The following is a 22,182-nucleotide window of genomic DNA, read 5'->3' on the forward strand; positions in this document are numbered from 1 at the left end:
TGAATCTAAAACTAAGCCACGCCCCATTTTGAAAACAATATAAAGATACTCACCATACCAATTAATAAAAGGGCAAAATACCAATATCGATTTTTCCAAGGAGTCAATTCAACAGACTCTAGTTTAATTTCAGCATAACTATATGTAGGATAAAATTTAGAGACTAGCAACATGCATACAGAGGTAAGAACAAAAAGCATGGCCAACATATGCAGATAATGCAATTGAATATCCAGAACGTAGTTACAAATGATATAACTCAGAATAAAAAATATCATTCCGATTTTTGCTGCTTGAGGCGGCACTTTTTTAAATACAAAACCAACTAAAATAATAGTGAAAATTGGCACGCAAAACATACCTCCTAATTGCTGTAAATAGGTATAAAAACCTGCTTTACTAAATATTATAAATGGAGCCGAAAACATCGCTAAGGCCGAGACAATAATCTCAAACTTTCTTCCCGTATACACCAAGTGTTTTTCAGTTACTTCTTTATTTCTTTTCTCTAACCATGGTTTGTACAGATTTAAAACAAACAATGTGCTGCTGCTATTAAGCCCTGCGTTAAAGGTACTAATCGCTGCTCCAAGAACAACTGCCGATGTTAATCCGATCATAACTCCTGGCAATGTGTCTCTTACAACAAGCGGAAAAACTTCTGCTGTATTTTCAAGTTTATCGTAGAGATGAACTCCAACTAATCCAGGAATATTAATAATAAAAGGACAAAGTAATTTTCCTAAACAAGCTAGCCCCATACCTTTTTGGCTGTGTGACAAACTTTTAGCCGAAAGTGCTTGCTGTACAATAAACTGTTCCATTCCCCAATAATACAGATTCATAATAAACATTCCTGTAAAAATGGTGCTCAAAGGAATCTCATCATGTGGTCCTCCAATAGCGTTTAAATGTTCTTTGTGTTGTGAAAGTAAAATATGAAGACCTTTGAACCAGTCACCATTCCCTAAAAATTTGAAGCCGAAATAGGGAAAAGCAATTCCAATAGTCAACAATCCGACGCTTAAAACGGTATCGCTAATTGATATCGCACGAAGTCCGCCTAAAACAGAATAAGCGCAACCTGTAAGTCCGATCACCCAAACCATAAACCAAATGTTTTGCCAATAGGTTAATTGTAAAGGTTCTAGAAAATTAAACATCCCAGTAAGGGCAACCGCACCGCCATATAAAACGGCTGGAAGCAAATTGACAACGTAACTGCACAAAAAGATAATCGAAACCAATCTTTTAGTAGAATGATCGTACCGCTTTCCGAGATAATCTGGAATAGTCATGGCTCCAGTACGGAAATAAATTGGAAGGAAAAACTCAGCTACCAAAAGCATGGCTAGCACAGAACTTACGCCCCATGCTATCACGCTCATGTTATTAATGTAAATGGATTCGTTCTCTCCTATAAACTGATTGGCGCTAATATTACTTAGCAATAAGGCTCCTCCAACAATGAAAAAATTATTGTTACGGTCGGCAAAAAAAAGTCCATCGGTTGTCTGTACCTTTTTCTTTCGAGTTTTTATGGCTGAAATAACGGCAACTAAACCCGTAATCAGTAAAAAACTAACAATGGATAACACATTCATAAATTACAACGAATTTCTATCTATAAGAACTGTTGGAATAATCTCCTGCGTTTTTTTTCGGTTCAGCACAAAATTGGCTGCTTTTCTTCCCATTTCAGAGAAATCTGTAGAAAATGTGGTTACTCCATCAAAAATGATCTCTTTTACAATATCATCATTGTGCGAAATAAAACCAATGTCTTTACCAATCTTAAGCCCTTTGATTTTAGAGTCTTTCAGCATTTCCCAAAGCTCCAAATTGTGAATTGTAAAATACACTTTTCCTTTTTCTAGAGAACCAGATGTATATTCTTCTTTGATTACACCTTTGATGTCGTAATCCTTCATGAATCTTTTAAACGAATTCAAGATTTCATTAGGCTCTGCAGACGATGGCTTAAAGAAGAAAACAAGCTCATCATACTTTTTAATTTTATCTTTAAGCTGCACAAAAGCATTGTAAGACGAATCTCCAAACTCTTGTGCAACATAATTATAATCTTCATCTGTTTCTATAAAACGATCCACCAGTAATACTCTGTTTGTTGGCAATTGTTTTAAGACAGCAGGTGTTTTTTTATTCGGAATCGGAGCGATAACGAACATTCCGTATTTTCCTTTTATACTTTGAACAATATTTTCGAAAGTATCAAAATTGTTGTGATGGAAAAAAATATCCAATTGCACATTTTTACCAAGTCCTTTTCTAAAATTCTCGTAAAACATTTCCTGAAAAATATCAAAAGCAAATATCAGCAATGCAACTTTTAGCTCTTGTTTTACATCATTGGTCGCCACAAAATAACCCAATCGGTTTTTCGATTCGATAATTCCTCGATGTACAAGCTCTTTGTATGCCTTTGCAATAGTTTCTCTTGCAAAACCCAGTTCGCTTATAAAAGTGTTTACAGATGGCAGTAAATCGCCTTTTACGACTACCTTTTCATCAATCGCATTAATTATTCCCTGAACCAATTGCTCATGTTTAGATAAGGAATTTATAGATTCAAGACTTTTGATCTGTTGAATAATTTGCTTCATAAAACGTTTTAATAGGTATTTATTTAGAAAATATAGTATTACAAATATATACTAATGTTTATAATTTATTTAGGCCTTAGTAATTTTTAAAACAACACTGCTATTTGATGGAGTAACATTTGGATTAATTCCAACCTGCATTAAGAAATCGCCCGAATAAACGGCCGTTTCCACAACTGGTTTTTTATATGGATACACGTTGATTTCTTCCACTTTATAGTTTTGTCCTGCATCCAATCCTTTTAATTTAATTGGAAGATGTGTTCCTGCTTCGTATCTAGAATTAACAGAATAATTAAATACCACTGCTTCATTTCCGTTTTTATTGACAAACATTACCGAAGCCGCATCATTACCCCACGGATTCTGTAAACGATATTGGTCTCCCTGCCAAATTGTATTGCTTAATGCATTATAATTTTTGATAGCCTGCTGTGTAAAAGCTAAATCTTTATCATTTAAATCTTTCACTACAATATCAAAACCTAATCGTCCCATCATAGCCACATCTGTACGGTATTTGATAGGCTGTTTTCCCCAGTCTGTAACGTGTGCCGCAATAGTAAGTGCTGGATAAAAATACGAGTATTCCCATTGCATATAAACACGCTCTAAAGGATCTGTGTTGTCACTTGGCCAGAATTCAGTAAAATACTTCAGGGCAGCATAATCCACTCTTCCTCCTCCGCCAGAACAAAGCATCATTGGCACTTTTGGATATTTTACGCGAATACGTTCCAATACTTTATATAATCCGTTTACATAATCGGTATAGAAATTATTCTGTTTGTCTTTTAAATAACTAGAATAGGCATTGTAAATCACAGCATTGCAATCCCATTTAATATAAGCTAATTCTGGATTTTCAGTAAAAAGATTGTCTACAACTCCATAAACAAAATCCTGCACTTTTGGATTTGCTAAATCTAAAACCAATTGATTACGGAAATAATGTTCTGCTCTTCCTGGCTGTTTGATTACCCATTCTGGATGTTTTTTATACAAATCACTCGCAGGACTTACCATTTCAGGCTCAATCCAGATTCCGAATTTCACTTGATTGTCTTTGGCAGTTTTTACCAAAGTTCCAATTCCGTTTGGCAGTTTCTTTTTGTTCACATCCCAATCTCCCAAAGCTGCGTCATCATTATTACGCGGATAGGTGTTTCCAAACCATCCATCATCTAACAAGAACATATCAACACCCAGCTTTTTACTATCAGCAATTAAGACTTTAAGCTTATCTTCGTCAAAATTAAAATATGTTGCTTCCCAGTTGTTTAGTAAAGTCAGACGATTTTCTTTTCCGTCTAAGATTTTATAATTTCTTGACCAGTCATGCAGATTACGGCTTGCAGTTCCTTTTCCTTTTGATGATAAAGTGTACCAAAATTTAGGCGTTGTAAAAATCTCGCTTTTAGCCAATTTATAAGCCGCTGCCGCATTGTTAATTCCAGAAATAACACGAAGGTTATTCAGCGGATCTAATTCTAAATCGGTTCTAAAGTTTCCTGACCATTCTAAACCTGCAAACAAAACTTTTCCTTCGTCTTCAGTTGCTGGTTTATCTAGAGAAACCATAAATACAGATGGCTGGAATAAATTGGCACGAGAGCCTAATTTAGTATCTAAAACTCTGATTCCGTGAGTTAATTTTGATTCTTCTGGCTGCATTTCTTTTGCCCATTCTCCATGATATTGGTTTAGCCAAAAGCTGTTGTATCCTTTCAGATACAAATTAGCAGAAGCGTATTTGTTTAAAGTGATGCTTCCTTTTTCGTTATGCTGAATAGTTGTCCATTGCTCAATAATATCTGTATCGTAATATGCTTGAATAAACAAATGAACTTCAACTGGATATACAGGATCTTTAAGCGTAATTTCTGTCTGTGAAACTCCTGTGCTTATCGTATTCGTTTTATGATTTACATACAATAAATCTAAAGAAGTATTTCCGTCAGCATGAGTAACTGTAATTGCAGGTTCCAATAAGTTTTTTGATCCTGAAGCTGTGTAAGCGGCATTGTAAATCCCTGAATAGTCTGTTCCCTGACGAAACTGGCTTTGTATTTTTGAATAATCGGAGTCGTTTGCCAATTTTTCTCCCAAATAAATAGTATTGACTTCCTTTCCTGGTGTTACCTGCAAAACTAATGCATTAGATTTTGTCTTCACAGCGATAATCTGCTGCGCTGTTACTGAACTGCAATAACTCGTGAGAATAAAAAATGCTATCGCAAAAGACTGCCTTAGATTGATACTTTGTTTTTTCATTTTATTATGTGTTATTTCTTTATTTTTTTCCTTCTGTAATTCCTTTCCAATTGTCTGTTCTAAATGATGATGCAGGTAATCCCGAAGCATTGGTTAAATTCCCATTAGGATTATCGGCCCAATTGTATCGAACTGAAACAGGATTAGAAACTTCTTGTGCATATACTTCAACCTTTCCATTGACTATTTTAGCATCTGCCCAATGAAATTTCTGATCTGATCCTGCAATCGAAAATCCTTTCAGCATATCATCTCTGGCTTTTATATTTTCATTAAAATCAAAATCTATGGTCACCACATTTGCTTTAATAGAATAAGATTTATAAAGTGGTCCCGAATATTCAGTTTTAGTGTTATATACTTTTGCTAAGGCAATATTAGCGAGACGAACTCCGACATCCTGCTTGTTTTTCGGGTGAATGTCTTCTCCGTTTCCAATATCAGTTGTCACCGCCATTCCAGTATTCGAAACTGATTTTAGCGTTTTGAATTGCGCTTCTCTTAACTCTGCCCAATCTGAATCTCCTGGCTGTTCTTTTTGCTGTTTATAATTGGCTAATTGAACAAATAAAAATGGCAGATTTTTATCTTTAAATTGAGTTCTCCAATCGTTGATCATTAGAGGAAATAATTTCTGATATTGAAACGCTCTTTCCGCATTGCTTTCTCCTTGATACCAGATTACTCCTTTTATTTTATAGTTAACTAAAGGCGAAATCATAGCGTTATATATGGCGCTCGGTCTATTTTGTCCTTGAGCTAGATAGGGTTTTGCTGGTAAATCTTTGCTATCTGCACCAATAGTATATTTCCAATTTCCGGCTAGCGAAATGGTTTCTTTTCCTGATTTTAGAAAGAAATTCTCATCTCCGTAAATCCCTCCATTTCCTGCTCCGTCAAAAACTCTTATTGTTATTGTATTTTCTCCTTTTTTCAGAAACTTGGCTGGAATTGTATAATGACGTTCTACATTATATCCTTTAGTTTCACCAACATAATTTCCGTTTACCCAGATCATATCGTCATCATCTGCATAATAACTTAAAGTAAAGTCTGCATTGATTGTCGAGATATTTACTTTTTTTCGAAACCAAACTATTCCATCAAAATTGCCTAATCCGTTGCTGTCAAAAAAAGATGGTAATGTCATTGTTTTCCAAGAACTATCATCAAAATTGGGTATTGCCCAAATCACTTTTCCTGTTTCAAATCCTTTATCTGAACCTCTCAGTTTCATTTCCCAATCTGCAAGGTCTGCATTATATTGCTGCAATAATGCCGCTGCATCCGTTTCCGATTTCATGGCTTGAATTTCGGTATCAAAATCATGAATTGCACACAATGCTCCCGAACTTGTCCAAGCTTCTATAAGTGTTCCTCCCCAAGAAGAATGAATTAACCCAATGGGAATATTTTTTTCTCTAAAAATCTTTCTGGCAAAAAAATACGCTGTTGCGCTAAAATCGGCTATGGTTTGAGGACTGCAGACATTCCATCCGTCGTGTTGGACTTTTAATGTATGCAATGGCAGAGTACTTTCTACATGTTCTGCCTGCAATAATCGGATTTGAGGATAATTAGCATTTGCTATTTCTTCTTTATAATTATTGATTTTTCCCCAGCCTTCCAGCGGCATCTCCATATTGCTTTGTCCAGAACACAACCAAACTTCACCAATTAAAATATTACTCAAAGTTTTAATGGTTCCGTCATTTATAGTAATCTTGTAAGGTCCGCCATAAACAGGAGTTTTAAAAACTACATTCCATTTGCCATTTTCAACATTCGTTTTATATGTTTTTTTATCCCATGAAGTGGCAATAGTAATCGATTTTGCATCGCTTTCTCCCCAAAACTGAACCGCACTTTTTTGTTGCAGCACCATATTATCGGTAAAGAAAGAAGGTAGCGTTACTGTTGCATTTGCTACTTGCGACGAAACAATCAATAACACGAATCCCAGAATCGTTTTCTTAAATAAATGTCCTTTCATAACCTTTTAATTAACGATTTACTATTTTAAACAAACGTGCATCTTTGGCACCAAGGCTTAAATTTATAGTGTTGTTTTTTACTTCAATCTCTTCTTCAGTAAAAAGATCACGCAATTTATAGCTGCCATTTTTTACGCCTAATCTTTCTAGAGGAAGCGCATAATTTTTAGAAGCATTTCCGTAATTTAAAATACTGATGTACCATTCATTGCCTATTTTTTGTTCGAAAACTTCAGTTGTCTGTTTTCCTGTATTTCCTTCTACTGGACGGAAAGCTACCCCATTTTCAACTATTTTAAGCAATTCTTTATTCTGAAGCCATTCTTTTGCGCGTTTGCTCCAGATTCCGTCTTTACTGTAATCGTCTCCAGTGATTAATGTTCCTGTGATGACAGAAGATATTAATCTTGCACGATTCTCTCCCTCTGTTACATCTGCAAAAACCACATGGTCTGCATCTATATAATCATAAACATACGTTTGCCACCAGCCATAATTGACACTATTTAGTGTGTATTGCGTTTGTTCTATCGTTTTCCAAGCATCACAAGCAATACGACGAACATGTGCATAACGTCCTGTGGCCATATTAGGAGAAATAGCTGCATAAATTAGCATTTGTCCGTCTAGTGCTTTTACCAAATGTTCCATCCCTACTTTGTAAGCCTGCATTCCTGCTGTTACATTTTTGTCGTAAAACGAAGTAGATTCTGCAGCAGCGTGACCTAAAAAGTCGATTTTAATCATTTTAAAACCACAGTCTTTCAGTTTATTAATTACATAATCAACACGTTTAAGTGTTCCAGGATGTGTAGGATCGATCGCTCGTGCGCCATCAAAATCAAAATAAGTATTTCCAGTTTTAGTCCACATTTGACCAAATGTATAATCACTTCCTTCTGCTTTACGGTTCGGACCATCTTTCCATCCCCAATCTGTAAACGGCGCCCAATATGCTCCAGGCTCTAAACCTTTATTTTTGCAATAATCTGCAAATTCTTTTAGTTTACTAAAATCTCCAGTAAAACCACCTTTTACCATATTATCCCAAAAAGAGTCCAAATCGATATAAGCGGTATTGCCTACACGAAATTGCGGAACTGAATTTGCAAAGAAATCAGCAACTTTAGTGGTATTATCATAATTGATTTTTTCCATCAAAACGCCCCAGCTATTCCAGCCCACTGGTGTTGGCTTATCCCATTTAAAAACAAAAGGTTTTTCTACAATACGATTAGCTTTTGCATATTCTTCCATACCATTACGCCAATCTGAATAATAACCCACGAAGAATTTTGGAGAAGATACTTTCTCTCCTTTTACGATTCCGTGTGCAATACTATCTCGAGTGGTTTCTCTTTCAGAATAGCCTGCCCAAGCAGAAAATGAAGCTTCTTTATTTTTATTGCTGGTTTTTACTGCGCTTTTCCAAATTGTATGTTCAAGCGAACCTACTATAAAACCGTTGCGGGAATCGTTATTGAATGTGATTCCAACTTCTGCACTCGTATTATGAGAAATGGTATCTAGTTTTTTTGAATTGTAACTTATAAAGGCATCATTATCATAAGGAACAAAAACAGTTTGCAGATTTTCAATTTTATCAAAAGCTATTTTACCTAAATCTAAAGGCGAAATATAATTGGTTGCAATTTGTTGTCCATTTCCAAGAATTTCTATTTGAGTTATAAAGTAAGACTTGTTACTATAAGTATAAAAACTCTGAATTAATGTTGGACTATTTTTCTCTTTATAAGTCAACGTGTATTTTAAACCGTTTCCTAAATCATCTTTTATAGTTTGTTTTGCGAAAACAGCATCAGGATACGAATCTGCCGTTATTGTTTTTCCGTTAACAATAATAGAAGCTTTTGCTCCGCTAAATATAGTTTTACCAGATTGGCTTACTGCAATTGTTTTTTGTTTAGAATCATAAGTTATGTTTCCATTTTTGCCAAAAGTCATTTTGATCGTTTTTTGTCCCTGTATTGAATGACTAAAAAAAAGTATCATTATAACAGGCAAAAACAGTTTTTTTACTAAAAAATAGTGTGGTTTCATTAAATCTATTTTTGGTTATTATACTATTCTATACTACAATGATACGAATTAAAATTAACCCCGCAAGAACATTGTAAAAATTAGTGGTTACTTTTTTCGCTTATATAAACACAAAAACCTATATATCAGTAAATTACACAAAATAAAAAGAGCCTTATTTTTTCCACTCAAAATAGTCATTTTGACAATATTTATAGGATAATCTTAAAAAACTAAATAAAAATATGACACTCAAAAAAAATATAATTCAAAAATTATTATTTTGATATTCTAAAGTAATCAAAAAAAAATCCCGATTCTCACTAAAGTGAAAATCGGGATTTTTGAAAGTTTCTATAGATCTATTTAATTCTTAACAAACTTAAAATTTTGAACAGATTGTCCCGTTGCTTTTACTTTTACCATATAAACACCTTTTGAAAGTCCGCTTACTGGTATTTCTGAGCTAATCGTGCCTTCAGTAGCCATAGAGGTTTTCCAAACTTCTTTTCCAGTTATATCATATACTGAAATTGCGGCTGGACCACTAATTGCCTGATCAAATTTAATTCTAAAACTGCTAGATGCTGGATTAGGAAAAACATAATTAGTAGAAGCTGTAGGCCAATTATAACTTGGAGCACTTAATGTGCCCGAGCTGTAAATAGCATAAATAGCGGCATCTGCCTGAGGCAATTGAACACTTAATGTACTTTGAGCAGTACTTGTTGTTCCCGAATAAAGTTCTTTAACTGTATAATTTCCAGATCCAAGCCCAAGACGACTTAAACTGACATTATTTGTTGTTGCAGTATTTCCGTAATTAAAAACAGCTACATACGTAACATCGTTGTGTGTTGCTGAAAAAATATTGGCCGCATTATAACCTGTATTTCCATCAGCAGGAAGGAAATGCATTTCTTTACGAGCAACATCCATCACATCGTTATTTTGCAAAAGATTCTGTGCAGTTGTTTTCCATTGACCTGCAACAGAAAAATCATCGCCCGCAATTACCGTTCCTGTGACTACGCTGCTTAATAATCTCGCACGATTTTGTCCGATTGAAGCACTCCCAAAAACAACGTGATCTGCATCTATGTAATCGTAGATTTGATTTTGCCACCAACCATAAGTTGTACTATTTAAAGTATAATCTGTTTCATTTATGTTTGTGTAAGCATCGCAAGCTATGCGCCTTACATGTGCAAAAGGACCAGTTGCCAAATTAGGAGATATTGCCGCTTGAACCAACATTGTTCCACCAATTTCATCAATCAAGTATTTCATTCCTTCCTGATACGCTTCCATACCTGTATGGAGCTGATTATTTGCAAAACCGTCAGCTTCAATACTCGCATGTGTTAAAAAGTCAATTTTTATCATTTCGAATCCTGCAGTTTTGAAACGATTTATAAAATAATGAATTCTTGCCTTAGTACCTGGACTTGTTGGATCCATTGCATAAGCTCCATCCAATTCTAAAGGATTTCCGTTAACCATAGTCCAACATTGATTATAATTATACGAACTGCCTTCAACCTGACGATTGTATTTTCCCCAATCTACAAAAGGAGCCCAATAGATTCCAGCCTTAAAACCTTTATTTTTAGCATAAGTAACAAATTGTGCCAATTCAGCATCGCTCATATTATCCCAATACGAGTCAAGATCAATAAACAAAGTATTATCTTCTGTTTTGAATGCAGGGCAATCATCATGAAAAAAATCTACAACTGCTTTTGCTTTCGTTAAGTTAATATTGGTCTGCATAGCTCCCCAGCTGTTCCATCCAATTGGTTTTGGCGCTGTCCAGTCAAAAATATATTTAGGTTGCATTGCGGCATTCGCTTGTGCAAATTCTTCGAATCCTATTCTCCAATCGTTTGTAGCATTAATCATTATTTTTGGAGAAGGACAGCTTGTTTGGCCCACGTTTACCCAACCATGGCCTCTCGCGTCTCTTGTCACATCTTGTTTTGTCCAACCCGCAACAACCGAAACATAAGCTGATGAAGAACCACCTCCACTTACTGTAACACCCGTTTTCCATTTTGTATGTTCTAAAGAACCAATTACTAAACCTTTACGATTGGTATTATTATAAATATTAGTTACTTCTGATGCTGTAAAATCAGCTGAATTTAACGTATAAGCATTATATCGAATCCAAGCATCATTATCATACGGAACAAATACTGCTCTAGTATCTCCCGTTCCAAAATTTGGTGTTACCTGATTACTCGTTAAAGGAGACATTTTATAACAATTTGATCCATTTCCTGTCAGGATCACTTGTACAGCCAAATAATTTTTATTTGTATAAGTGTAAAAAATTTGCTGCATACCTAAAGTATAATTTCCACTTAAGGTAAAAATGTGTTTAATTCCAGTTCCTACGTTATCTGTAAATGATTCTGAACTATAAACAGCCGATGCAAAATTATTACTTACATATTGCTGATCACTGTTTGCATAAGCAGACGCATTACTAATTACAGTTGCGCCATTAAACTTTATACTATATGTTTTATTCGTTAAATTATAAACAATACTATTGTTGTTACCGAAAGCGATGGTTTGGTTAGTTCCTGCCGCCAAAGGTGTCAAAATAAATTTATCAAGATTGGGAGCCCATGAATTGGTATTATCCCAAAGCAAAGTGATTGTACCGCTATTCAAATAAACACTTAAATTTTTGGAAGCTGCTGTACTCCATCCTCCACTCGGCTCACAAGGAATTGCAATAGCTGTGGCTGAACCTGCAGTTAACCGAATTGTACGAGGATCTCCTGTACAATAAAACAATTGTAAATTGTACCAGCCTGTTGCTGCGACAGTAACATTTACTGAGACAGTGCCAGTTCCTCCTAAATTACCTACTATTTTTCCCGAGCAGGAATCGCAATTTTGGATGTCGGCATTTCCTGTACGACTGCCGTTTTCAAATTCATAACTCTGACCCCAGCTGCAAATCGTTAGTAAAAACAGCATTAAAGTCAGCAAGCGTTTAACTGATACTTTTTCTTTTGTAATTTTTTCTTGCATAGTTATTATTATTAGTTAGTAAGATTCAGTACAGTTCTATACTGCACTATACTACAATAATAATAAAAATATTAATAATATTACAAACCTGTGGATTTAATTATTTTATATAGAGCAAATTAGAGCTTTCAAATCAGGAAATACCGCTTCGTAAAAATTAAAAAAGAAAGGAGCTTCAGAAAAAAAGTAATTAAAACTATACCTAAAAGCAAAAAACATAAAAAGAAAAAGCTCCCAAATAGGAGAGCTTTCAATTCTGTAGTCGTGTATTATTTTATGGACTTATCATCTGTATCTTTAATAAACTTAATCAAACCTTTCATGTAAATATCTTGATCATCATACATACTCATATGACTTCCGTTAGGACAATACAAATAGGTGCCATTTTTCACCTGAGAAGCAATCCATTTCATATGATTAGGATCCATGGTATCATATTCTGCCCCTATCGACAATGTTGGCACGACAAGTTTAGGAAGTTCTTTTTTAATATCCCATTTCTCAAGTTTTCCTGACAACCCAAATTCACTTGGCCCCTGCATAGTCACATATAAGGACTGATTTATTTTACTAAATGATCTGTTTACAGGTTCTGGCCACTTATCAGCATCTAAACGCAGGATATGTTTAGTATAAAAATTAGGAATTAATAACTGCATGTATTCTGGATTTTCAAAATCTTTATTCTTCTCTATTTCCCTAATTCTTGCCAAAACTTTGGGATCCATCTGCTTCGCTAACACTGTATCAGCATACTTATCATAATCAATGGCACTCATCATCATATTTGAAATAATAAGTCCTTTTAGGTTTTGTTGATACTTCAATGCATACTGCGAAGCTAAAATCCCACCCCACGAATGACCCAATAAATAAAAATTACTCTTATCTAAACCAAGAGCTATACGCACCTGCTCCACTTCTTCCACATAACGATTCAAATCCCAAAATACTGGATCATTTGGATTATCAGAGTTTCCTGTTCCTAACTGGTCGTAATAAATAAATTCTATTCCCTCTTGAGGCAAAAAGCTTTCCATACACTCAAAATATTCGTGGGTTGCTCCTGGTCCTCCATTTAAAAGCAATAGTTTCATTTTGGGATTATTACCTATACGTTTAGTCCAGACCTTAAACTTCCCTTTTGGAGTACTAATTTCAATCATCTTCACTCCTCCTGTCTTTATGCCTAAAGAACTATCTTTTAAATAAGCACTTAAATTCAAATTTTCTTCTCTAGTTTTATCACTACATGCCGCCAAAAACAGCATACTTACAATTGACAGCAAGATATTAGTATAGGTATTCATAGGTGTTTGGTTTAAATTAATAGCATCTCCTTTTATAGTTCTAATATACTAAATTTCATTAACCATCTATTCACTAATTAGTATAGGAAGAAAAATAATAACAGAAAATTTGCTAATGTCAATGGCGTTTCCCTGCGGGCCGTGCTGTCCGCTGTATCTTTTGCGGATGGATGTCCATGGGAAAAAGAGGCTCTCAGTGCCCCGCAAAAGGATGCCGCTTCCATCACTAACGCGCCCCCCAATCCATCGGAAGCCGCCATCCGATCATGGTGCGGCTTTTCCAACCCCTCCTAAAAACCAGAAAATCCCTTCCGACGCATCGGGAGGGATTCCTGGAGGAAAGGCTGGGCTCTTGCGCAGCTCCAATATTTTCCAAAAGCAGAAAACCCCATCCGATTTGGATGGGGTTTTCAAAAGAAAGGCGACGACATACTCTCCCACATAACTGCAGTACCATCTGCGCAGGCGGGCTTAACTTCTCTGTTCGGGATGGGAAGAGGTGAGCCCCGCCGCAATAACCACCTTAAGGTTTTTAGTCTAAAGTCGCAAGTCTTAAAGTTTAAAAGCCTTTCGGCTTTATGGCTTTAATCTTTCGGCTTAAAGACTGCCCGCGACGGGCAAATATTTTAACATACTGAGATAAAGAAAAGCAAATATATTTTAGAAAGTTTCCTCCCGAGCCTTGCGGCCCGGGAAAAGGGTGTGCATAAGCTTACGGATTATTAGTACTACTCGACTATGACATTACTGCCTTTACATCTGTAGCCTATCAACGTGGTCATCTTCCACGATCCTTAAAAGAAATCTCATCTTGTGGTGGGTTTCGCGCTTATATGCTTTCAGCGCTTATCCCTTCCAAACGTAGCTACTCTGCGGTGCCCCTGGCGGGACAACAGATACACTAGAGGTTTGTCCAATTCGGTCCTCTCGTACTAGAATCAGATCCACTCAAATTTCTAACGCCCGCAGTAGATAGAGACCGAACTGTCTCACGACGTTCTGAACCCAGCTCGCGTGCCACTTTAATGGGCGAACAGCCCAACCCTTGGGACCTTCTCCAGCCCCAGGATGTGACGAGCCGACATCGAGGTGCCAAACCCCCCCGTCGATATGAGCTCTTGGGGGAGATCAGCCTGTTATCCCCGGCGTACCTTTTATCCTTTGAGCGATGGCCCTTCCATGCGGAACCACCGGATCACTATGCTCTACTTTCGTACCTGATCGACCTGTATGTCTCTCAGTCAAGCTCCCTTATGCCATTGCACTCTACGCACGGTTACCAAGCGTACTGAGGGAACCTTTAGAAGCCTCCGTTACTCTTTTGGAGGCGACCACCCCAGTCAAACTACCCACCAAGCACTGTCCTCTTCTTTGAAGAGTTAGGCCTCAGATAAACAAAGGGTTGTATTTCAACAATGACTCCACAACGCCTGGCGACGCCGCTTCACAGTCTCCAACCTATCCTACACATCATTTATCCAAGGTCAATACTAAGCTATAGTAAAGGTGCACAGGGTCTTTTCGTCCCACTGCGGGTAAACGGCATCTTCACCGTTACTACAATTTCACCGAGCTCATGGCTGAGACAGTGTCCAGATCGTTACACCATTCGTGCAGGTCGGAACTTACCCGACAAGGAATTTCGCTACCTTAGGACCGTTATAGTTACGGCCGCCGTTTACTGGGGCTTCAATTCAATGCTTCTCCGAAGATAACATCTCCTCTTAACCTTCCAGCACCGGGCAGGTGTCAGGCCCTATACTTCATCTTACGATTTTGCAGAGCCCTGTGTTTTTGATAAACAGTCGCCTGGACCTCTTCACTGCGGCCCCGATTGCTCGGGGCGACCTTTCTCCCGAAGTTACAGGTCTATTTTGCCTAATTCCTTAGCCATGAATCTCTCGAGCACCTTAGGATTCTCTCCTCAACTACCTGTGTCGGTTTACGGTACTGGTTCTTACTGCCTGAAGTTTAGAGGTTTTTCTTGGAAGCCCTTAGGCGCACTATCTCTTTGTCCGAAGACTCCGAGTACTATCGCATTTCACCAAGATCTCCGGATTTGCCTAGAGACCCTATAGCTAGGTGCTTTAACGAACTATTCCGTCAGTTCGCGGCGCTTTCATCACTCCGTCACCCCATCACAGCAATAAGAAGTACGGGAATATTAACCCGTTGGCCATCGACTGTCCCTTTCGGGTTCGCCTTAGGTCCAGACTAACCCACAGCTGATTAGCATAGCTGTGGAAACCTTAGTTTTTCGGTGTGCGGGTTTCTCGCCCGCATTATCGTTACTTATGCCTACATTTTCTTTTCTGACCGGTCCAGCATACCTTACGATACACCTTCAGCCCTGTCAGAATGCTCCCCTACCACTTTGCATTGCTGCAAAATCCATAGCTTCGGTAATATGCTTATGCCCGATTATTATCCATGCTCGTCCGCTCGACTAGTGAGCTGTTACGCACTCTTTAAATGAATGGCTGCTTCCAAGCCAACATCCTAGCTGTCTGGGCAGACAAACCTCGTTCTTTCAACTTAGCATATATTTGGGGACCTTAGCTGATGGTCTGGGTTCTTTCCCTCTCGGACTTGGACCTTAGCACCCAAGCCCTCACTGTTATCAATCATTATATAGCATTCGGAGTTTGTCAGGAATTGGTAGGCGGTGAAGCCCCCGCATCCAATCAGTAGCTCTACCTCTATATAACTAAAATAACGCTGCACCTAAATGCATTTCGGGGAGTACGAGCTATTTCCGAGTTTGATTGGCCTTTCACCCCTACCCACAGGTCATCCGAAGACTTTTCAACGTCAACCGGTTCGGTCCTCCACTGTGTGTTACCACAGCTTCAACCTGCCCATGGGTAGATCACACGGTTTCGCGTCTAACACTACTGACTAAAGCGCCCTATTCAGACTCGCTTTCGCTGCGGATCCATGGCTTAACCACTTATCCTTGCCAGCAGCGTTAACTCGTAGGCTCATTATGCAAAAGGCACGCCGTCACCCCACGAAAGGGCTCCGACCGCTTGTAAGCGCATGGTTTCAGGATCTATTTCACTCCGTTATTCACGGTTCTTTTCACCTTTCCCTCACGGTACTGGTTCACTATCGGTCTCTCAGGAGTATTTAGCCTTAGCGGATGGTCCCGCCAAATTCAGACAGGGTTTCACGTGCCCCGCCCTACTCAGGATACCGCTATCCATTATGCTCGTTGCCCATACGGGGCTGTCACCCTCTATGGCGCTCCTTTCCAGAAGCTTCCGGTTCCTTGCACATGAAATGTCGCGGTCCTACAACCCCAGCTATGCCGTAACATAGCTGGTTTGGGCTAATCCGCGTTCGCTCGCCACTACTTACGGAATCACTTTTGTTTTCTTCTCCTCCGCCTACTTAGATGTTTCAGTTCAGCGGGTTTGCCCACCTATCGGTGTGCTATATCTTCAATATAGCGGGTTGCCCCATTCGGGTATCTGCGGATCAATCAATGTGTGCTTGTCCCCGCAGCTTTTCGCAGCTTATCACGCCCTTCATCGCCTCTGAGAGCCTAGGCATTCCCCATGCGCCCTTATTTTGCTTATTGCACCAATCCTGATTATTAAAACAGGACCGTTTTTGTTTGTTTTTTATATTTTGCACGGATGCTCAATAAAAAACGCTTTCTACTTTCTTATTATTTTCTTATCTCAATATGTCAATGAACTTTATTTAGTCGAATGTCAAAAGTCGAAAGTCGTAAAGTGAATCACTTTAGGCTTTATGGCTTTAGGCTTTCTCACTAAAATCGTGGAGAATAACGGAGTCGAACCGTTGACCTCCTGCGTGCAAGGCAGGCGCTCTAGCCAGCTGAGCTAATCCCCCAATTTTTAAATCTCAGATTTTAGAATTCAGATTTTAGATTTCCTTTTCTTCTCTAATCTCCTTTGGCGAATCCCAGCTTCCAGAATTTCCTTCTTTAAGTCAAATAGTAGTCCCGGGCAGACTCGAACTGCCGACCCCTACATTATCAGTGTAGTACTCTAACCAGCTGAGCTACGAGACTCTGTTTTACTTAAGTTTTATCATTTTTTTAAATTAACAGCAAGAGCAATACAATCTCAGATTCCAAACCCACAGTCCGGCATCTTATTTCCCCAGCGTGCGTTGCCGCTAACGCTAAGGCTCTAGAAAGGAGGTGTTCCAGCCGCACCTTCCGGTACGGCTACCTTGTTACGACTTAGCCCTAGTTACCAGTTTTACCCTAGGCAGCTCCTTGCGGTCACCGACTTCAGGCACCCCCAGCTTCCATGGCTTGACGGGCGGTGTGTACAAGGCCCGGGAACGTATTCACCGGATCATGGCTGATATCCGATTACTAGCGATTCCAGCTTCACGGAGTCGAGTTGCAGACTCCGATCCGAACTGTGACCGGCTTTATAGATTCGCTCCCCCTCGCGAGGTGGCTGCTCTCTGTACCGGCCATTGTAGCACGTGTGTAGCCCAAGGCGTAAGGGCCGTGATGATTTGACGTCATCCCCACCTTCCTCACAGTTTGCACTGGCAGTCTTGTTAGAGTTCCCGACATGACTCGCTGGCAACTAACAACAGGGGTTGCGCTCGTTATAGGACTTAACCTGACACCTCACGGCACGAGCTGACGACAACCATGCAGCACCTTGTAAACTGTCTTGCGAAAGATCTGTTTCCAAATCGGTCAGTCTGCATTTAAGCCTTGGTAAGGTTCCTCGCGTATCATCGAATTAAACCACATGCTCCACCGCTTGTGCGGGCCCCCGTCAATTCCTTTGAGTTTCAAACTTGCGTTCGTACTCCCCAGGTGGGATACTTATCACTTTCGCTTAGCCACTGAACTTGCGCCCAACAGCTAGTATCCATCGTTTACGGCGTGGACTACCAGGGTATCTAATCCTGTTCGCTACCCACGCTTTCGTCCATCAGCGTCAATAAATTGGTAGTAACCTGCCTTCGCAATTGGTATTCCATGTAATCTCTAAGCATTTCACCGCTACACTACATATTCTAGTTACTTCCCAATAATTCAAGTCCTGCAGTATCAATGGCCGTTCCACCGTTGAGCGATGGGCTTTCACCACTGACTTACAAGACCGCCTACGGACCCTTTAAACCCAATGATTCCGGATAACGCTTGGATCCTCCGTATTACCGCGGCTGCTGGCACGGAGTTAGCCGATCCTTATTCTTACGGTACCGTCAAGCTGATTCACGAATCAGTGTTTCTTCCCGTACAAAAGCAGTTTACAATCCATAGGACCGTCATCCTGCACGCGGCATGGCTGGTTCAGGCTTGCGCCCATTGACCAATATTCCTCACTGCTGCCTCCCGTAGGAGTCTGGTCCGTGTCTCAGTACCAGTGTGGGGGATCTCCCTCTCAGGACCCCTACCCATCGTTGCCTTGGTAAGCCGTTACCTTACCAACTAGCTAATGGGACGCATGCTCATCTTTCACCGTTGTGACTTTAATAACCAAACCATGCGGTCCGATTATGCTATGAGGTATTAATCCAAATTTCTCTGGGCTATCCCTCTGTGAAAGGCAGATTGCATACGCGTTACGCACCCGTGCGCCGGTCTCTGGCTCCGAAGAACCATACCCCTCGACTTGCATGTGTTAAGCCTGCCGCTAGCGTTCATCCTGAGCCAGGATCAAACTCTTCATCGTATATTTTAATATTATTATGCGATGCTTTTCCTATCGGTTCTTTTCGAATCTTCCGACTCTACTGCTCTTATTCTTTTTGTTCTGAAATCTCTTTCAGAACGGCTGTCAATTCAATATGTCTACGAACGTGTGTTTCTTTGTTTAGCTTCACTTGTGTTGCAAAGCGGGTGCAAAAGTAGAACCTTTATTTAGATTTCCAAGCATTCACTAGGAGTTTTTTTCTAACTTTTTTTTCAATTTTTCTTAACTCACTGATAACATAATATTTAAATTTAAAAATTTCCAAATAAAACAAAGGTTTTTTCTTACTTTTGAGTTTTTTAAAGCAAATATAGCACTTGATGAAATCTGTTTTTATTGAATCAACAGCTTAAAAAAGCTATTCTCTTCGTATTTACAGAAAACAACTCTTCTGTCACTATTAAAAATTCATTCCTAATCGCTTGAAGACGCTGTGCGAACAAACACTCAATAGACATAATTAAAAAAGCCTGAGAGATTCTCAAGCTATTTTAAACAATTTAATGAAGCATTGCTATTATTTGCTGAAATCGTAACTAAGCGCAGCCCCTAGTCCAAATTGAAATGTTGATGCATAATCAGTAACTGCTACTGGTCCCCAATAATAGTCCCAATAATAATCATATCCTACAGCTGCCGACATTGATTGCAGGTAAGCATGGAGATTAATTGATAATGGCGAATTCGTTTTCACCTTTACACCAGCCTTAACTTCCCAAGCAAAATAAGTTCCGCTACCGCTCTTTGGCGTTTCTAAAATCGCAACTCCTAAACCTGCTCCTAGAAATGGAAGCGCCTTTTGGGAGCTTGAACCAAAATAATAAGTATAATCCGCCAATATATAATTGATGGCGCCTTTATCGTCTCCAGCATTCACTTGAGTCCCTGAAGGAATAGACCCTTCATTTAAAGCAATCTTTGTATACAAAGGCATCCTTGTATCAAGTCTGTTATACTTTAATTCTATTGAAGCATTATCCATTATAAAATATTCCAAACCTAATCCATATTCAAAACCATCTTCCACTTTTCCGTAAGAGGAGTCAAAGTCTACCCTATCAGAAAAGGTATACCCTCCATACAAATTAAGTAAAAATGACTGGGCGCTTTGTGCTGACATTCCCAGCGAAAAGAAAAAAACGACAACTAACAAATGATACTTTTTCATAATTTCAAGATTTAATTTATACAATTATTGTTTTGCATGGTGGCTACATTCGGGGATTTTTCATGATGTAGCACTTATAGTCATAATAATCCATTAACTCGTCTCAAAGTTATCTTACAAAAACATTTTAACATCATAAAATAAGTTTTATCATGTTGCAAATTATAAAATGAAACCATTTTTTTAACTAAAACATCAGAGAATAAGTTACAGCACTGATACAAACCATAATTCCTTAGTTAATTTAAATAGTAACTCTTACTCATATCTCTCTTACTAGGCTAAACATGCATAATAGCAAACTCTGGTTTTTTCCACATTCCTTGATTGTCAGATTTTGTCTTTCCATACTGCCTATCTTTTTAAATATCTCCAATACCAAACTTGAGCTGATTCCTTCATTTCTATTTACAAGCATTATAAAATAGAAAAACAGCCCGAGAGCTGTTTTAATCTTCATTTGATAATTATTATAAATCCCAGATCTTCTGTGAATAATTAAGACACGATTAATGTCCACTGCACCTGGCACTTTATAAAAAGAGGAACAGATTCCTTTTTCACATCTTCTCTTACTTTATTGCTTAACTAATTTGCTTAAATCTCTTTTAAGTTTACCTCTTTTTTATCGCCATCCTTATCTATAGTCACTCGTTTTTCAATATTAGCCTTATCGGAGTAGGATTGTTTTGCTGTACCATAATTTGTTGTGGAACCTTGGTATCCATAATAATTGTAGTAGTTTGTATATCCAGATACATATGAATAATTGTAGGAGTTAGTAAAATCAAAGCTAACCATAACAATATAAGTCCCTGGCATTAAATCCATAAACTCGAAATGTCCTTGATCGTCATAAACTTTAGTTTTTTTGATAGCATAACCAAAATCACTATTCAAAGGCACTTCTGGCATTTTATTCTGCTTGCGAATTTTCTTGTTGACCTCTACCCATTCCTCATAATAAGCTGAACTTGGAAAAAGTGTAATTTCTGTACCTCTTGGCGCATATTGTTTCTTAGCTGTATTTACCAATCCGCCCAATTTTTTACCTGAATCAGATCTTGCATAGGCTGTTCCAATTATAACACTATTACCATTGGAGATTTGCCTCGTAACCTCCTCCTTATTAAATTTGTTTTTAATAGGCTGATAATCCAACTCTTCGTTAACTGTAATTTCCCACATTCCATTAGCCATAGACATTTCACGCTGCCATAGACGATGATCTTTTTTGTCTATAGCATAATTATAAGTAGCGTTTGTGCTTTCTTCTAAAACGGAAACAAGCCAAGTTTCGTGCTTACCTGTTCTTGGAGAATTGTAGATAAAACTTTTCACTTCTTTGATGGTGTAATATTCTACAAGCACATCTGACCCATCATTATAATAAAACTGTGGAAAACGGGCTTTGTATCCGACATCTAATGGCAGTGTTGTAATTAAATGATCAGACCAATTGAAGTCAAAATATTCTTCCTTAGGCTGAAGCTTTAGTTTTTTGTCTTTTTTAGTTTTCTTAGAATAGAAATTACCCGTAATGATTTCAGCAAAGTTCAGATTTAATTTTGCATTCTTGGTTTCATCGGCATAACTTATAGCTCTAAGTGTTTGCGCATCTGCTGTACTAATACGCGTGGTAGGATTACCGTTGTCTTTTGGGGTAAAAGTATTATTTAACGTTAATTGGTTATTAGCCAAAGTTATATCATAAGTTAATGCTCCCATATTCTTCCACTCGGTATCTTTGACATAATAAACAGTGTAGAGTGATTTTTCTGGCTTGATATACTTTGTATTGATGTCCTTACCGCCAGGAACAAGTGCTTTTTGTCCTACTGCCATAAATGGAAACAGAAACAGTACATAAAAAAGAGTTTTTATCAAATTGAATGTCCCATTTTTTAAAAACCTATCTTTTTTTGATGTATCACTATATATAATATTGCCTTTCATTGTCATTATTTTGATTGCGAACAAATTTACAGACATCATACACAAAATAAAATACCTGATTTC

9 protein-coding genes, 2 tRNA genes and 3 rRNA genes are annotated in these 22,182 nt (G+C 38.1%); all 14 read right to left on the reverse strand.

The features are described from left to right. Positions 1 to 11 precede the first annotated feature (11 nt). Positions 12 to 1,604 carry a solute:sodium symporter family transporter gene (locus M0M44_RS18740; protein WP_248727059.1) on the reverse strand — a complete coding sequence of 531 codons (1,593 nt, stop codon included), beginning with the start codon at positions 1,602 to 1,604 and terminating at the stop codon, positions 12 to 14. A 3-nt stretch (positions 1,605 to 1,607) separates the two neighbouring features. Next, a complete protein-coding gene (locus M0M44_RS18745; protein WP_248727060.1) occupies positions 1,608 to 2,624 on the reverse strand; it encodes a GntR family transcriptional regulator in 1,017 nt (338 codons plus the stop codon). 69 nt (positions 2,625 to 2,693) lie between these two features. Beyond that, on the reverse strand, positions 2,694 to 4,898 hold the full coding sequence (locus M0M44_RS18750; protein WP_248727061.1) for an alpha-galactosidase: 2,205 nt from the start codon (positions 4,896 to 4,898) through the stop codon (positions 2,694 to 2,696). A 19-nt stretch (positions 4,899 to 4,917) separates the two neighbouring features. Next, positions 4,918 to 6,891: a sialate O-acetylesterase gene (locus M0M44_RS18755; RefSeq protein WP_248727062.1), complete on the reverse strand. Its 1,974-nt coding sequence runs from the start codon at positions 6,889 to 6,891 to the stop codon at positions 4,918 to 4,920. Between the two features lie 10 nt (positions 6,892 to 6,901). Beyond that, the gene (locus M0M44_RS18760; RefSeq protein WP_248727063.1) at positions 6,902 to 8,857 is read right to left on the reverse strand and encodes an alpha-amylase family protein; all 1,956 of its coding nucleotides are present in this window, start codon (positions 8,855 to 8,857) and stop codon (positions 6,902 to 6,904) included. A 441-nt stretch (positions 8,858 to 9,298) separates the two neighbouring features. Further along, positions 9,299 to 11,980, reverse strand: a complete 2,682-nt coding sequence (locus M0M44_RS18765; protein ID WP_248727064.1) for a T9SS type A sorting domain-containing protein — start codon at positions 11,978 to 11,980, stop codon at positions 9,299 to 9,301. A 269-nt stretch (positions 11,981 to 12,249) separates the two neighbouring features. Then, on the reverse strand, positions 12,250 to 13,293 hold the full coding sequence (locus M0M44_RS18770; RefSeq protein WP_248727065.1) for a proline iminopeptidase-family hydrolase: 1,044 nt from the start codon (positions 13,291 to 13,293) through the stop codon (positions 12,250 to 12,252). Between the two features lie 416 nt (positions 13,294 to 13,709). Beyond that, a 5S ribosomal RNA gene (gene rrf / locus M0M44_RS18775) occupies positions 13,710 to 13,819 on the reverse strand. Between the two features lie 176 nt (positions 13,820 to 13,995). Continuing rightward, positions 13,996 to 16,877: ribosomal RNA gene (locus M0M44_RS18780) — 23S ribosomal RNA — on the reverse strand. Positions 16,878 to 17,080: 203 nt separating this feature from the next. After that, positions 17,081 to 17,154 (reverse strand) — tRNA-Ala (locus tag M0M44_RS18785). 107 nt (positions 17,155 to 17,261) lie between these two features. Then, positions 17,262 to 17,335 (reverse strand) — tRNA-Ile (locus M0M44_RS18790). Positions 17,336 to 17,460: 125 nt separating this feature from the next. Continuing rightward, positions 17,461 to 18,974: ribosomal RNA gene (locus M0M44_RS18795) — 16S ribosomal RNA — on the reverse strand. The 16S, 23S and 5S rRNA genes sit together here with 2 tRNA genes alongside, the layout of an rRNA operon. Before the next feature lie 538 nt (positions 18,975 to 19,512). Further along, positions 19,513 to 20,163 carry an outer membrane beta-barrel protein gene (locus tag M0M44_RS18800; protein WP_248727066.1) on the reverse strand — a complete coding sequence of 217 codons (651 nt, stop codon included), beginning with the start codon at positions 20,161 to 20,163 and terminating at the stop codon, positions 19,513 to 19,515. A gap of 597 nt (positions 20,164 to 20,760) precedes the next feature. Next, positions 20,761 to 22,119: a DUF3108 domain-containing protein gene (locus M0M44_RS18805; RefSeq protein WP_248727067.1), complete on the reverse strand. Its 1,359-nt coding sequence runs from the start codon at positions 22,117 to 22,119 to the stop codon at positions 20,761 to 20,763. Between the last annotated feature and the right edge of the window lie 63 nt (positions 22,120 to 22,182).

Origin of the sequence: Flavobacterium humidisoli (genome assembly GCF_023272795.1) — a bacterium.
In the GTDB taxonomy this organism is placed as follows: Bacteria; Bacteroidota; Bacteroidia; order Flavobacteriales; family Flavobacteriaceae; genus Flavobacterium; species Flavobacterium humidisoli.

Coding starts and splice junctions, on each gene's coding strand:
- M0M44_RS18760 (WP_248727063.1), bottom strand. CDS start 8,857: ATGACTTTTGGCAAAAATGGAAACATAACTTATGATTCTAAACAAAAA.
- M0M44_RS18745 (WP_248727060.1), bottom strand. CDS start 2,624: ATGAAGCAAATTATTCAACAGATCAAAAGTCTTGAATCTATAAATTCC.
- M0M44_RS18740 (WP_248727059.1), bottom strand. CDS start 1,604: ATGAATGTGTTATCCATTGTTAGTTTTTTACTGATTACGGGTTTAGTT.
- M0M44_RS18765 (WP_248727064.1), bottom strand. CDS start 11,980: ATGCAAGAAAAAATTACAAAAGAAAAAGTATCAGTTAAACGCTTGCTG.
- M0M44_RS18805 (WP_248727067.1), bottom strand. CDS start 22,119: ATGAAAGGCAATATTATATATAGTGATACATCAAAAAAAGATAGGTTT.
- M0M44_RS18800 (WP_248727066.1), bottom strand. CDS start 20,163: ATGAAAAAGTATCATTTGTTAGTTGTCGTTTTTTTCTTTTCGCTGGGA.
- M0M44_RS18770 (WP_248727065.1), bottom strand. CDS start 13,293: ATGAATACCTATACTAATATCTTGCTGTCAATTGTAAGTATGCTGTTT.
- M0M44_RS18755 (WP_248727062.1), bottom strand. CDS start 6,891: ATGAAAGGACATTTATTTAAGAAAACGATTCTGGGATTCGTGTTATTG.
- M0M44_RS18750 (WP_248727061.1), bottom strand. CDS start 4,898: ATGAAAAAACAAAGTATCAATCTAAGGCAGTCTTTTGCGATAGCATTT.